Origin of the sequence: Salinisphaera sp., from assembly GCF_035690525.1 — a bacterium.
Taxonomy (GTDB): Bacteria; Pseudomonadota; Gammaproteobacteria; order Nevskiales; family Salinisphaeraceae; genus Salinisphaera.
Window position 1 is genome coordinate 1 of record NZ_DASSKM010000142.1, and the last position, 14,381, is coordinate 14,381.

Genomic DNA, 14,381 nt, shown 5'->3' on the forward strand with positions numbered 1-14,381 from the left:
GTCCTTGTGTACATCCAACCCGACATAAACGCTAAACTCGGTCATGACCTGCCCTCCTCAATGTGGCTCTGCTTGGGAACGTTCCCGTCCTCAACGTAACCCACGTTCGTTGAGGACGGGCAGGTCAACCCATGGTGTCTAATGCAAGGCCCGCCGCCCGACGTCCATGGCCGCGCGCATTTCGCGCACGGCCTCGGCGAGGCCCACGAAGATCGCGCGCGCGATCAGCGCATGGCCGATATTGAGTTCGACGATCGGCCCGATCTCGGCGATCGCGCCGACGTTGTCGACGTGCAGCCCGTGTCCGGCGTGTACCTCGATGCCGTGTTCGGCCGCGCGCTCGGCGGCCGCGACGATGCGATCCAGTTCGCGCGACGCAGCGCCCTGGTCACGGGCATCGGCGTAGGCGCCGGTGTGGATTTCGATAAAGCGCGCGCCGGCCTCGGCCGCGGCGTCGATCTGGTCGATCTCGGGGTCGATGAACAACGCGACGTTGATGCCCGCGCCGTGCAGCTTGTCCAGGCCGTCGCGCACACGCTCGATCTGAGCCGCGACATCCAGCCCGCCTTCGGTGGTCAACTCCTCGCGCGACTCCGGCACCAGGCAACAGTCGCGCGGCTTGTGGGCGAGCGCGATATCGATCATCTCGTCGGTGAGCGCCATCTCGAGATTGACCGCGATATCGCCCGCTGCGCAAAGCGCTTCGACATCCGCATCCTGGATATGGCGTCGGTCCTCGCGCAGATGCACGGTAATGCTGTTGGCGCCGGCGGTGATCGCCTTGCGGGCCGCGTCGGCCACGTTTGGATAAGACGTGCCGCGCGCCTGGCGCAGCGTGGCCACATGGTCGACGTTCACGCCGAGGCGCATGTCTGAGGGCTGGATCGCGGTGCTCGCGTTCATGAGGAATCTCCCGCATCGGATTCGCCGCGGCGCGCGCCGCCGGCGAATTGTTGCATGGCTTGTAGTGTGGCCACCGATTTTAGCGGCTTGGGGCCGATGTGCGGGGCCAGCGCGGCCTGCATCAGATCGCGCGCCTGGCGAATCGATTCGCGATCGGGCAGTCGGCCCGCGTTCAAGCCGGCCAGCGTTCGCCCCGCCACCGCGATTTCACCGGCGCACGGGGCGCCGCGGCGCAGGCCGTGCTCGGCATGCCAGGCGTACTCGGCGTCGGCCGCCACGGCTTCGCCGGCGTCAGTCTCGGCGAGATTCAAGCCGTAGCCCAGTTCGTCCAGCAAATCGCGTTCGAAGAAGCGCAGGCCGACGATGGCCGGCGCGCCTTCGGCCAAAGCCGCGAGCAGCGCCGCCAGACTGTCGTGAATACGGGCATGGGGGTCGTCGCGAGCGGTCAAGCGCAGCACCAATTCGGCGGCGTACAGCCCGCCCATCAGCGCGTTGCCGCTTAAGCTGTGTCCGCGTACGTATTCCACCCCTGTCAGCGTATAAAGCTCGCCGCGCCCGCTCCACGACAGCGCCACGGCCGAAAGCGGCTCGAGCAGCCCGCGCCAGCGCGATTTGACCCGGCGCGCACCTTTCGCCACCGCTCCGATGCGCCCGTGCTCGCGCGAAAACGCCTCGACGATCAAGCTGGTATCGCGCCAAGGGCGACGATGCAAAATCAGCGCCGGACTCAGCTCAACACGCATGGCGATTTAAGTAGTCGGACTCCACCACATGAAGCGTAAGGCATTTATTAACCGCAGATCTACGCAGATTCACGCAGATAAAAGAGAAGAATCTCCTGCTTTTCCTCTGTATTCAATCTGCGTCTATCTGCGTAGATCTGCGGATAAATCTGTATTCATGTCTGTGCGAGGCGACAGAAAGCCTTTTATCCGCAGATACACGCAAAGGCACACAGTTCAAAAAAGAATTTCTGCCTGTTCTTCCTCTGTATTCAATCTGCGTGAATCTGTGTACATCTGCGGTTAAATGTCTTCGTTTTTAATGCAAAGCGCTCAGTGGCCGAGATCGCGCACGCTGGCTTCGGAGTCGATCCAGTTGTCGCGGACCTTGACCCAGAGCCGCAGGTCCACGCGCTGGCCGAGCCGGTCCACCAGGTCGAGCCGGGCCGCGCGGCCGATCTTTTTGAGCATGGCGCCGCCCCGGCCGATGACGATCGATTTGTGGTTGTCGCGCGCGACCCAGATACAGGCATGAATTTCGATCTGTTCGCCCGAGGTGTCGAAACGCTCGATCTCGATCGCGATCGAATACGGCAACTCCTGCTGTAGATGCATCATCAGCTTCTCGCGCACCGCCTCGGCGGCGAGAAAACGCATGTTGCGATCGGTGTATTCATCCTCGGGGAACAAATACGGCCCTTCGGGCATACGGGCGACGCATTCGTCGATCAACGCTTCGAGGTTGTCCGCGCGCCGGGCCGACAGCGGCACCACGAAATCGAAGGCGCGCCGGGCGGCCAGCCGTTCGATGAAGGGCAGCAATTCGGTCTTGTCGGGCACGCGATCGGTCTTGTTCACGACCAGACCGACCGGGGTATCGAGTTTTTCCAGCCGGGCGAGCGCGGCGGCGTCGTCGGCGCGCCATTGTCCGGCCTCGACCACGAACAGCACGCAATCGATGCCGGCGAGGCTCGCCATGGCGGTCTCGTTCATCACCCGGTTGAGCGCGGTCTTGGCGCCGGTGTGCAGGCCGGGGGTGTCGACCAGCGCGATCTGAACGTTGTCGCGCGTGAGCACGCCGATAATGCGGTGCCGCGTGGTCTGCGGCTTGGGCGTGACGATCGAGACCTTCTCGCCCACCAACGCGTTGACCAACGTCGATTTGCCGACATTGGGCCGGCCCACCAAGGCCACCATGCCGCTTCTGGCCGATGTGGATTCGTTCATGTCTGTTTGCCTTCCAGGCGTTGCAGCATTCGTTGGGCCGCGGCCTGCTCGGCTTTGCGCCGGCCGCCGCCTTCGCCCTCGACCGCGTCGCCGCTGTCGGTCAGACGACAGCGTGCCACGAAATGCTGGGCGTGATCGGCGCCGGAAACGCGGACCACTTCATATTCCGGCCGCATACGTCCGCGGGCCTGCAGCCATTCCTGCAGGCGGGTCTTGGCGTCCTTGAGGCTATCGGCGCTCGGCAATTCGGCCAGACGCCGGCGATATAGCGCGAGAATCACCTCGCGGGCGCGATCGAAGCCGGCATCGCAGTAGATCGCGCCCAGCACGGCCTCCACCGCGTCGGCCTTGATCGACGCGCGCCGCCGGCTGCCGGTCCGACTTTCACCGGGGCCGAGCACCAGCAGATCGGCGAGCGCGAGCTCGTCGGCGATTTCGGCCAGCGTACGCTCGCGCACGAGTGCCGCGCGCAGCCGCGAGAGATCGCCCTCCGGCGCATCCGGATGGTGCGCGAACAGCGCCGCGGCGATCACGAAATTGAGTACGCCGTCGCCGAGAAACTCGAGCCGTTCATTATGATTGGGCCCGGCGCTGCGATGCGTGAGCGCCTGGGCGAGCAGCGCGCGGGCGGAAAAAACATGGCCGATGCGCTGTTCGAATGCATCGCGCGCCTGGGCGCGGTTGACCGATTCGCCCTCATTTGCCACCGCTCAATCCCCCGGGCCGCCGCCGGTCATCCGGGCCGTATCCTTAAAGCTGTAGACCAGCGACATGTTGAACGCCAGCGGCCGGCGCACCTCGTAGCGCAGTTCGATCACGCGCGCCGCGCCCGCGTGGCCGATGGTCACGTCCCGTGGCGATACGCCCGAGGTATAACCCGCTTCGAAATGCCGGCCCACGGCGCGTTGAATCGCCATGATATCGGCGTGCTGCATCGACGGATCGTTGGCGACTGCGGCCAACGCTTTCTGGATCTCGAAATTGTTCAGATACACGGGCACGCTGCGCACCGCCACGAACACGATGATGCCGAACGTGATCAGCACATACAGAGCCGACCAAAGCGTGAAACCGCCCTGGCGGGCCGCGGCCCCGACGGTACGCGGCCTATCGCTCAACCCAGCCATGTGCCGATGCGCGAAAAGCGTATGTCGAAATCGGAGAAATCGATACTCAGCCAAATCATCACCGCCTGCCCCACCAGGTTGTGTTCCGGCACAAAGCCCCAGATACGCGAATCCGAGCTGTTATCGCGATTATCCCCCATCGCGAAATACATGCCCTCGGGCACGGTAACGCTGGCTTCGGGGCCGTTACGCCCGATCACGTGCAGCATTTTGTGCGGATCGTCGTCCCCCGGCAACTTTTCCAGGAACAGCTTCATTTGATCATAAATATCGGCATCCGGGCCGTTATACAGCCCCAGATATTTCTTCGGCACCGGCTTGCCGTTTATGTATAGCTGCTCGTCACGATAGGTGATGTGGTCGCCCGGCAGACCGATGATACGCTTGATGTAGTCCTCGCTGGGATTGCGCGGGTAGCGAAACACCGCCACATCCCCGCGTTCCGGTTCGCCGGTATCCAGGATCTTGGTATGCGTGACCGGCAGGCGCAGGCCATAAGAAAACTTCGTTACCAGCACGAAGTCGCCCACCAGCAGGGTGGGCACCATCGACTTCGAAGGGATGCGGAACGGCTCGAACACGAAGGCCCGCAGCACGAGCACGGCCAGCAGGACAGGAAAGAACGAGCGGCAAAATTCGGTCGCCCAATTGCCCTCGGCGCCGGCCGGGCGCCGTTTGGACAACACCAGGCGGTCCACGAGCCAGACGATGCCGGTGATCAAACACGCCAGCGTCAGCCAGGCTTCGAAGTTCATGTCGATATGGCTCATGAGATCGCGGTCCCCAACTAACCCTTGTCATCCGTCGAAAGCACGGCGAGGAAAGCTTCCTGGGGAATCTCCACGCTGCCGAGCTGTTTCATCCGACGCTTGCCTTCCTTCTGTTTCTCGAGCAGCTTGCGCTTGCGCGAGACATCGCCGCCGTAGCACTTGGCGGTCACGTTCTTGCGCATCGCCTTGACCGTCGAACGCGCGATGATGCGGGTCCCGATCGTGGCCTGGATAGCCACGTCGAACATCTGACGCGGCACGATATTCTTGAGCTTGTCGACCAGCGCCTTGCCCCGGTCGTAGGCCTGATCGCGATGCACGATATGCGCCAGCGCGTCCACCGCGTCGCCGTTGATCAGTACATCGAGACGGACCAGATCGGCGGCCTGGAAACGTACGAAATCGTACTCGAAAGAGGCGAAACCGCGGGAAACGGATTTCAGCCGGTCGAAGAAATCGAGCACGACTTCCGACAACGGCATCTCGAAATCCATGGCGACCGAGTTGCCCATATAGGCCATGTTCTTCTGCACGCCGCGCTTTTCCATGCACAGCTGCATCACCGGGCCGATGAACTCCTGCGGCATGAGAATGCTCGCCTTGATGATCGGCTCGCGGATCTCGTCGATCTCGCCGGTTGGCGGCAATTGCTGTGGATTGGAAATCGCCAGTTCCTCGCCCGCATGCGTCGCCACTTGATAGACCACCGTGGGCGCGGTGGTGATCAGATCGAGGTTGTATTCCCGCTCCAGGCGTTCCTGCACGATCTCCATGTGCAGCATGCCGAGAAAGCCGATGCGGAAACCGAAGCCGAGCGCGGCCGAGGTTTCGGGTTCGTAGTTCAGCGACGAGTCGTTCAGGCGCAGCTTGGCCAGCGCGTCGCGGAAATCCTCGTAGTCGTCGGAGTTGACCGTGTAGACGCCGGCGAACACCCGCGGCTGAATCTGGCGAAAGCCCGGCAGACGCATCGCGCAGGGCGCATGCGCGTGGGTCAACGTATCGCCGACCGGCGCGCCGTCGATGTCCTTGATGCCGGCGATGACGTAGCCGACCTCGCCGACTTCCAGCGCGTCGCGCGGCTTTTTCTTGGGCGTGAAAATGCCCACCCCGTCGACCACGTACTCGCGCGCGGTCGCCATCACGCGGATGCGGTCCTTGGCGGTCAGACGGCCGTTGACGATACGCACCAGCGAGACCACGCCGAGATAATTGTCGAACCAGGAATCGACGATCAGCGCCTGCAGCGGTTCGTCGGCCGAGCCGCCGGGCGCCGGAATACGACGCACGATCGCCTCGAGCACGTCGGTTACGCCCTCGCCCGACTTGGCCGAGACCAGCAGCCGATCGGTGGCCTCCAAACCGATCACGTCCTCGATCTGTTGCGCCACGCGATCGGCGTCGGCGGCCGGCAGATCGATCTTGTTGAGCACCGGCACGACTTCCAGATCCTGCTCGATCGCGGTATAGCAGTTGGCTACCGACTGCGCCTCGACGCCCTGCGAGGCATCGACCACCAGCAGCGCCCCCTCGCAAGCGGCAAGCGAACGCGAGACTTCGTAGGAAAAGTCGACGTGGCCCGGCGTATCGATGAAATTGAGCTTATAGGTCTCGCCATCGGCGGCGGTGTAGTCGAGCGTGACCGCCTGCGACTTGATGGTGATGCCGCGTTCGCGCTCCAGGTCCATCGAGTCGAGAACCTGGTCCGCCATCTCGCGCTCGGTCAGGCCGTTACAGGTCCGGATGAAACGATCGGCCAGGGTCGATTTACCGTGGTCGATGTGCGCGATGATCGAGAAATTGCGAATATGTGACTGCATTCAGGGTTCGGACGCCGGCCCAAAACAATCGCCCCGGGCAAGCCGGGGCGATACGGATTACGACGCGCAGTATACGCGCCCGTCGATGGATTTTTTAGCCGCCCCCGCTGCCGCTCTTGCCCGTGTCCCCGGTCTGCATGGGCAGATACAGGCGCACGCCGTCGCGCAGCACCAGCAGCGCGACCGGACCATCCGTCTGCCGCAAAGCGTCGAGCAGCGCCTGGCGATCCTCGACATCGGTCGAGCCGACGCTGAGAATCACGTCGCCGGCCTGCAGCCCGGCCTCGGCAGCCGGACCGGGCGCGACATCGGTCACGCGTACCCCGCCGCGGTCAAGTCCGAGCGCCCGCCGCTGCTTGGCGTCGAGCGACTCCAGCGTCAGGCCGAACGCCGATGACCCGGGGTCTGTCTCACCGCCGGGGGCGCCGGAGCCGCCGGCGCCGCCGGCGCCGCCTTGCAGACGGGGCGGCAGCGCCGCGATCGTGATCTGCTCGGTGCGCGTGTCGCCGTCGCGCAGAATCTTGAGCTTGGCCTTCTCGCCGGGCGCGATCGAGGCTATCAACGGCGGCAAATCGGACGCCGTGTCCACCGGATGCCCGTTGCAGGCCAGGATTATGTCGCCGACATGGATATCGGCCTCGGATGCCGGGCTGCCCTTGAAAATCTGGGTGACCAGCGCGCCCTCCGGCCGGGCCAGCTCGAACAACTGCGCCAGCTCGCGATCGACGTTCTGGATTTGCACGCCGAGCCAGCCCCGGGTGACATGCCCGGTCGTCCTTAGCTGCTTGGCGACATGCATCGCGATATCGATCGGAATCGCGAACGACACGCCCTGATAGCCGCCGGTCTGGCTGTAGATCTGCGAATTGATGCCGACAACCTTGCCGGCGAGATTGAACAGCGGGCCGCCGGAGTTGCCGGGATTGATCGCCACGTCGGTCTGCAGGAACGGCACGTACTGGTCGTCGGCCAGGCTGCGCCCCTTGGCCGAGACGATGCCGGCGGTCACCGACGTCTCGAACCCGAACGGCGAGCCGATCGCGACCACCCAGGCCCCCACGTCGAGCTTGTCCGGGTCGCCGATCTGCACGGTCGGCAGGTGATCCGCCTCGACCTTGAGCACGGCCACGTCGCTATCGGGGTCGGCGCCGACCACCTTGGCGATGAGCTGACGACGGTCGTTGAGCTTGACCACGATCTGCCCCGCGCCCGCGACCACATGACGGTTGGTCAGAATGTAGCCGTCCGGCGAAATGATGAACCCCGACCCGAGCGACACATGCTCGCTGCTGTCCGGCAACCGCGGCATGCCCGAATCCGGGCCGCTGTGTTCGGCGCCGTCGCCGAAGAATTTACGCAGCCAGTCGCCGAGCGCGTCGTCGGGCGCCTTCTGCGACGAGCCGTCGCCGCTATCCGACGGCGGCAGCGCGCTGATATTGACCACCGCCGGCGACACCTTCTTGACCAGGCGGCTGAAATCCGGAAGCCCCGACACCAGCGGTTGACCGTCGCTGTTGGCATCCGGCGCCGGTTGCGCGGATTGATCCGGGGCGCGGGCCTGATCGTTGGACTGCGAATCGTCGCCGCCGCAGCCGGCCAGCACCAACGCGCCGCTCACGGCCAGGATCACCCACCCCGCGCGTCTGCGAAGCATCTGCATTGTGTCGTCCTTTGTTCGTTGTCGGCGTCGCGTCTCTCTAAGAGCCTATTCATAATCCTCACGACGCCGCGCCGGCGGCTATTTTTCCGCAAGACAAGGCGCAGCGAGCGTAGTGTAGCCTAGCTACATAAGTGAGCTGCAACGCCGTATTGCGGAAAAATAGCCACCGGCCCTTCGGGTTGCGGCCCAAAATCGCGCCATTCGGCGTTGCAGGGCTTGACCGCAGAATGACTGCGGCCGGCGCCCTGCGCCTTGCCTGACACGATTTTGGGTCGCAACGCGGTGCCGTGGGGATCATGAACAGGCTCTAACGCCTTTATAGTCTAGCCCGGCCGCTCGACCCACGTCGCCGCATCCGGCTTTGCCGGGTTAATCGTTTGCCGCCGGCGCCTTCTTCGCGGTGTTTTTTTCCTGCACGAGGTTTTGTGCGATACGGCGCGCGGTGATCGCCGGTACCTCGCCGACCACGGTGATCTGGGTATCGTCGACGATATCGCCATAGGCGTGGACGGCCCCCATGCGGGTCGCCCCCTTGAGCGGCGCGCGCAGACCGGCCGGCGCGATGAACGCCGATACGGTGGCCACGCCGTCGGTGAACAGCATCTGGCGAACCGAAGCATCCGAGGTTAGCTGCCGGACCCCGTCCTCGGCCAGTTTGAAACCGGGCGGCAGGTTGGTGGCATGCCATTGCTCCTCACGTTTGTCCGACGCGCTTTCGGACACGTGCACCGCCTGATGCCGCACGATGCGAAAACCGTGCACATCGTAGCTCGGCACGAATTCGGAATCCGGGATATGGTCGGGAAAGGCGATGTCGGTAAACATCATCTGCTCGAGCCGCTTGCCGTGGTGAAGCAGATTGAGCTTGAGCGGCAACTGAGTCTTGCTGTCGATGAGCATCTTGTAGCCGTAGCGAAACTTGTCACGCGGCCGGATCGCGATCACCCGGCAATCGCGCCCGGCCGTGCGCGCCGTGCCGAGATCGACCACCTGATAATTGGCCTTGAGCCGCTTTGGCGAAAAATGCGACATGCCGCCGAGCATGCTTTTCGGCGGATGCTCGGAAACCAGCACCAACTCGTGGTCCGGCAGGATCGAGGTGACCTTGTCGCCCTTGCGGATGACTTCACGCACCTGTCCGCTCATCGAAATCAGCCGTTCTTGTTCCTCGTGGTCGTAATAGCGGTGCACGACCTTGAGCGTGTCGACATCGCCCTGGCGCAGATAAACGATGATGCCGCGATAGGTTTCGCGGCGTACGGCCTTGGAAGCCTGGGTGAGTAGGTCGATCGCCTCGGCGCTGTCGCCGTCTTTGTTCTGCGGCGCCGCCAGGGCCGGGGCGATCAATCCGAATAGGACGAGGAACGCCGAAAGCGCTCTCGTCACTGCGTCACATCCTGTCCGTAGGCCGCGACACGAACCAGCGCCGGTGTCGTGCTCGACATGCCGTAGGCGCGCGCCATGCCGTTGTGATCCACCAAATAGCCGTTGAGTTCATCGCGCACGGCCGGATCGGATACGGACCAATGGTCGGCCGGCCCCGCGGCTGCGCGCAGGCCGCGTGAGGCCATGCCGGAAGCCGGCCCACCCGCGGCCACGGTCTGCACCCGCACCGGTTGCGCCGAAATCGAACTGAAATCGGCCAGCCGTTCGTTCCAGCCGCCGGCGCCGAACCCCTGGCGCTTGGCGTCGACGGTGTCCCCGGTGCGGGTGGCGGTCTGGCCGTTGCCGGCGACCGTCATGCGGCCTTCGCCGCCGGACATACCGCCGCGCACGAACGGGCTGCCGGTGAGAAAAACCACGCCGGCCACCGAGGCCGCGGCGGCCACGCCGGCCACACCACGCCAACGCCGCGGGCGCCTGTGGCGGGCCGCCGCCGGCATTTCGCTGCCGCGTCTCGGCGCCAGGGTCTCCGGATAACCGGGGGCCTCCGGATAATTGTCGGCGGCGATCGCCGCCATCACCCGGTTGGCGAAACCGGTATCGACATCCACCACCGTTTCGGCGCTATGCGAGCGCAGGGTCGTTCGAATCCAGTGCTGACGGGTCCAGCTATCGCGCAGCGCTTCGTCGCGCAGCAGCGCGTTGACCACCGAATCGGCCTCGTCTCGCGTGGCCTCGTTATCCAGAAAGGCGGACAACTGCTCGTTCATAACAACCTCACCTGTCCGCAAGGGACACCAGCTTTTCCTCGATCGCCGCGCGCGCCCGGAATATTCGCGAGCGCACGGTACCGACCGGACAATCCATAGACTGCGCGATCTCTTCGTAACTCATGCCGTCCAGTTCGCGCAACATGATGGCCGTACGTAAATCCTCGGGCAATTCGCGTATAGCCGTGATCACCGCATTGCGGATCTCCTCGCTTTCCATCAGGGCCTCGGGGGTGTCCTGCTCGGAAAAACGATCCGTATGGCCGAAGGCCTCGGCATCCACCACATCGATATCCTGGCTGGCGGGCCGCCGGGCGCGCGCCACCAGATAGTTCTTTGCGGTATTGATCGAAATGCGATAGAGCCATGTATAAAACGCGCTATTACCTTTGAACCCGGCAATCGCGCGATACGCCTTGATGAAGGCTTCCTGCGCGACATCGGGCGCATCCGCCGGGCTGACGTATCGCGCCACCAGCTTGACCACCTTGTGCTGATATTTGCGCACCAGCAGGTCGAAGGCGCGATCGTCGCCGGCCTGTGCCCGCGCGACGAGTTGATCGTCGGAAGCGTCTTCGCTCATCTAAACGCGGCACGCGCCCGGATTACGACTTGTCAGGATGGATCGGCGTGCATCTGCCTCGCTTTGCCAAAGCACCATATCGTTACCCCCGTAGACCACGGGCGGCGCGAATAGTTCGGCAATTTTTTTAGGCGGTTGGCAGATTACCATGCGGGCGGTATCCATCCAGGCGACGGCGATGACGGAGTCATAGTCTATCGAGGCGCGCGGGCGGCGTCATTCGCGTGCCGTTCAGGCTTATCTCCTGCCAATGCCGGCGGGCATCGTAACGTGTCGAGCCACGCGCCGCCGCTCGCGACGAAACGCGATATGGCCCGCCGTGCGCATGGGTCGCGCTTGAGTACACCGTGGCCGGTCTCGGCCACGCTCAGGAACTGCCATTGCGGATGCGCCAGAACCGCCCGTATCGCGACATCGTGCGGCGTCAGTATGTCGCGCTCGCCGGAGATTACCAGTACCGGGACCGCGATATTTCCAGCGGTTGCCGCGAGCGGCGCGACCGGCCAGCGCGCACACGGCGTGTCTGGCTTGGCACCCGATCGTGTCCGGGTGAACTGACAACGCGTGCTCCAGTAGACGGGCGCGGTTCGATGCTTGCGCCGAGCCAGCGCGACCAGCGGGCCGGCCAGCGACGCCAGCACCGCGCGCTCGGTCATGGCGGCGCGCAAGATACGGCGCACGGCTGCATCATCGCGTCCGCCGTAGCCCGTCAACATGACGAGCGTGCGCACCACGGCGCCGTTCAGTTCGATCGTGCGGGCGCGATACGGCGGGCGCGCCCACGAAATAACCGTCGGATCGCGCCGCCGTGCGGCGATCAGCCCGTCGATGACGGCGCCCAGTGAAGGCGCCGTGAGCCGGCATTGCAAATGCGCGCGGCAGCCGGCGATCAACTGCTGCCGGCGCCGACGGAATGCCGCCGCCCGCCGCCGGGCGAGCGGCTTCGGGTGCAGCACCGGTGAGTCGAGAATCATCGCTTGCACGTCGTCCGGATGCCGCAGGGCCAGCCGGCGCGCGATAAGCGCACCGTAGGATTCGGCCCAGACGGTGGCGCTGCCCTGACCGAGCGCGGCGATGAGCCGATGCAGATCGGCGACCTGGGCGTCGACACCGAGATCGCCAACCGTATCGGCGCCAAGCGCATGAAAGCATGCCGCCAGTTCATCCTTGCCCGCTTCGGGTTTGACTTGCCCGCAGCTCGGGCGCGGCGTGCTGAGCCCGGTGCCGCGCGGATCGAAGATCACGAGATCGCGCGGCCAGCCCGCGCGCTGCTGAAAACGACGCCAGGCTTGCAAGGCTTGCGGGCGCTGTCCACCCGGGTCGCCGGGGCCACCCGGCACATAAACGATCGGATGCGGCGTCGGCCGATCGGGGCGCGCCTGAAGCCGCGTGATACGGATCCGAACCGGCTTGCCGTCCAGCGATTCGCCCTGCTCGAACGCGCCGCAGCGCATGACGGCCGCGCTGTAGCCGTCTGTCACCGCCGGCGGACAAGGCCGCCAATGAACGGTCCCGGAGGATGCAGCGGCGACGGTCGTGGTCGCCATAAGCAGCAAGGCCATGCCGGCCATGCGCCGCCAGCCGGGGCGTTCGTGTCTCAAGTGCCGGGGCCGGAACCGGGGCCGGGCGGCATCGTTCGGCAACGGCCGCGCAGCCGTCGATGGACGTCCGGCTCGACGGCGTCGAACGGGATGATGAAAACCCAGGGCCAGCGCCGCCCGGCTTCCCGGGCCCGCAGCCGCACCCACAGCGCGCCCCAGCTTTTCGCCTCGGTACATCGGCCCCGGTGCTCGACCCCGTCGCCGCCCTGCCAGTACAGCGCGTGATCGGCGCCCCAACGCAAGCGCGTAATCACTGAGGAGCGCCGCAGCATGATCCGGCGGTCGGCATAAACGCCGGAGACGATGACGCACACGGCGAGCGCGGCGAAGCTAGGTCTATGACAGGCCAAAACGATCAACACCGCCAGCGCCGCCACATGGACCAGCAGGCTCGTGACGCGCAATATGCGGGACGGCCGCAGGCGAACGTGAATGGTATCGGTGAAACTCACGCCACGAGCATAGGCCCGCTTGGCGTCGATCCGTCAATCCGCGGCCGGCGGCGCAACCGGCGCACGAAGAGCGATGATTTATACCAACCTGCAAAAACGAGGATATAAAAGGAAGACAAAAACAGTCCGCAAATGAAAACTAATTTTCTTTATTTTGCGTGCCTTGGCGTTTATTTGCGGACTTGTTCTTTTTCTTATCGGCTATCGTTACAGCATTATAACGGCTGGTATTAGACGCTCGGCGGGCGCTGGAACTCGCGAATCCGTTGCAGCAGCGCACCCTGTTCCTCGTTCTCCGGCTCCGCGCGCCCCATCATCAGCATCCACAAATCCGGATCCTCGTGGTGCAGCAGCCGGACGAATTCATCGTGCTGATGTTCGCTCAAGCTGTCGTAGTCGGATCGCACGAAACGCTCGAGCAACACGTCCAGCTCTTTCATGCCGCGCCGGCACAGCCAGCGGACCCGGGATTTCTCGCTCATATCCGTCCCATTGACGATAAGGCCCGGCGGTGAAAGGCAGCGCCGGGCACGGGTCGATCGCGGACGATCAGGTGCGACGTTCGACCATCAGCTTCTTGGTTTCCTGAATGGCCTTGGCCGGGTTCAGACCCTTCGGGCAGGTATCGGTACAGTTCATGATGGTATGACACCGGTACAGCTTGAACGGATCTTCCAGGGCGTCCAAACGGTCACCGGTGGCCTCGTCGCGCGAATCCACGATCCAGCGATAGGCTTGTAACAGCACCGCCGGGCCGAGATAGCGCTCGGGATTCCACCAGTAGCTCGGACACGCGGTGGTACAGCAGGCGCACAGGATGCACTCGTAGTAGCCGTCGAGCTTTTCGCGGTCTTCCGGCGTCTGCAGGCGTTCGCGCGTGGGGGCGGCGGTGTCGACCTTGAGCCAGGGCTCGATGGCTGAAAGCTGGGCGTAAAAATGGGTCAGATCCGGGACTAAGTCCTTGACCACCGGCATGTGCGGCAGCGGATAGATCCGCACGTCGCCTTCGATGTCTTCGATGCGCTTGGTGCAGGCCAGCGTATTCTTGCCGTCGATATTGAACGCACAAGAGCCACAGATGCCTTCGCGGCAGGAGCGCCGGAACGTCAGCGTCGAGTCGATCTCGTTCTTGATCTTGATGATCGCATCGAGCACCATCGGCCCGCACTGGTCCAGATCCAGCGTAAAGCTATCCACCCGCGGATTTTCATCGGCCTCGGGCTCCCAGCGATAGATACGGAACGTCTTGGGGTTTTTCGCGTCCTCGGGCGCCGGGTAGTGCTTGCCCTTGCTAATACGGGAGTTCTTGGGCAGGAAAAATTCAGCCATCGGCGGCCTCCGTTTTTAAAGCGCTTCGCCGGCGGCT

The 14,381-nt window shown here is 64.2% G+C and carries 15 protein-coding genes; all 15 read right to left on the reverse strand.

What is annotated here, in order from left to right:
- Window positions 1–138: 138 nt before the first annotated feature.
- Complete coding sequence (locus VFJ08_RS10930) at window positions 139–903, reverse strand: pyridoxine 5'-phosphate synthase (protein WP_324997242.1); 765 nt, start codon at window positions 901–903, stop codon at window positions 139–141.
- Window positions 900–1,646 (reverse strand): DNA repair protein RecO, encoded by a 747-nt coding sequence (recO, locus tag VFJ08_RS10935; protein WP_324997243.1) that lies wholly within the window; start codon window positions 1,644–1,646, stop codon window positions 900–902. The genes VFJ08_RS10930 and recO overlap by 4 nt, the downstream gene beginning before the upstream one ends.
- Window positions 1,647–1,958: 312 nt before the next feature.
- Window positions 1,959–2,852: a GTPase Era gene (gene era, locus VFJ08_RS10940; protein ID WP_324997244.1), complete on the reverse strand. Its 894-nt coding sequence runs from the start codon at window positions 2,850–2,852 to the stop codon at window positions 1,959–1,961.
- On the reverse strand, window positions 2,849–3,559 hold the full coding sequence (rnc, locus tag VFJ08_RS10945; RefSeq protein WP_324997245.1) for a ribonuclease III: 711 nt from the start codon (window positions 3,557–3,559) through the stop codon (window positions 2,849–2,851). Before rnc ends, era begins: the two co-directional genes overlap by 4 nt.
- Before the next feature lie 3 nt (window positions 3,560–3,562).
- Window positions 3,563–3,970, reverse strand: a complete 408-nt coding sequence (locus VFJ08_RS10950; RefSeq protein WP_324997246.1) for a DUF4845 domain-containing protein — start codon at window positions 3,968–3,970, stop codon at window positions 3,563–3,565.
- Entirely contained in the window at window positions 3,967–4,749 is a 783-nt protein-coding gene (gene lepB / locus VFJ08_RS10955) for a signal peptidase I (protein WP_324997247.1), read from the reverse strand. The genes VFJ08_RS10950 and lepB overlap by 4 nt, the downstream gene beginning before the upstream one ends.
- A 17-nt stretch (window positions 4,750–4,766) precedes the next feature.
- The gene (gene lepA, locus VFJ08_RS10960; RefSeq protein WP_324997248.1) at window positions 4,767–6,566 is read right to left on the reverse strand and encodes a translation elongation factor 4; all 1,800 of its coding nucleotides are present in this window, start codon (window positions 6,564–6,566) and stop codon (window positions 4,767–4,769) included.
- Between the two features lie 94 nt (window positions 6,567–6,660).
- Window positions 6,661–8,226: a Do family serine endopeptidase gene (locus tag VFJ08_RS10965; RefSeq protein WP_324997249.1), complete on the reverse strand. Its 1,566-nt coding sequence runs from the start codon at window positions 8,224–8,226 to the stop codon at window positions 6,661–6,663.
- A 369-nt stretch (window positions 8,227–8,595) separates the two neighbouring features.
- Window positions 8,596–9,612, reverse strand: a complete 1,017-nt coding sequence (locus VFJ08_RS10970; RefSeq protein WP_324997250.1) for a MucB/RseB C-terminal domain-containing protein — start codon at window positions 9,610–9,612, stop codon at window positions 8,596–8,598.
- Window positions 9,609–10,379, reverse strand: coding sequence for a sigma-E factor negative regulatory protein (locus VFJ08_RS10975; RefSeq protein ID WP_324997251.1), 771 nt, complete (start codon window positions 10,377–10,379; stop codon window positions 9,609–9,611). The genes VFJ08_RS10970 and VFJ08_RS10975 overlap by 4 nt, the downstream gene beginning before the upstream one ends.
- Window positions 10,380–10,386: 7 nt before the next feature.
- Window positions 10,387–10,962 (reverse strand): RNA polymerase sigma factor RpoE, encoded by a 576-nt coding sequence (gene rpoE / locus VFJ08_RS10980; protein WP_324997252.1) that lies wholly within the window; start codon window positions 10,960–10,962, stop codon window positions 10,387–10,389.
- 194 nt (window positions 10,963–11,156) lie between these two features.
- Window positions 11,157–12,563: an alpha/beta fold hydrolase gene (locus VFJ08_RS10985; protein WP_324997253.1), complete on the reverse strand. Its 1,407-nt coding sequence runs from the start codon at window positions 12,561–12,563 to the stop codon at window positions 11,157–11,159.
- Window positions 12,560–13,015, reverse strand: a complete 456-nt coding sequence (locus VFJ08_RS10990; RefSeq protein ID WP_324997254.1) for a protein YgfX — start codon at window positions 13,013–13,015, stop codon at window positions 12,560–12,562. The genes VFJ08_RS10985 and VFJ08_RS10990 overlap by 4 nt, the downstream gene beginning before the upstream one ends.
- 230 nt (window positions 13,016–13,245) lie before the next feature.
- Window positions 13,246–13,497 carry a succinate dehydrogenase assembly factor 2 gene (locus tag VFJ08_RS10995; protein WP_324997255.1) on the reverse strand — a complete coding sequence of 84 codons (252 nt, stop codon included), beginning with the start codon at window positions 13,495–13,497 and terminating at the stop codon, window positions 13,246–13,248.
- Between the two features lie 67 nt (window positions 13,498–13,564).
- Window positions 13,565–14,344, reverse strand: a complete 780-nt coding sequence (locus VFJ08_RS11000; protein ID WP_324997256.1) for a succinate dehydrogenase iron-sulfur subunit — start codon at window positions 14,342–14,344, stop codon at window positions 13,565–13,567.
- Window positions 14,345–14,381: the final 37 nt, after the last annotated feature.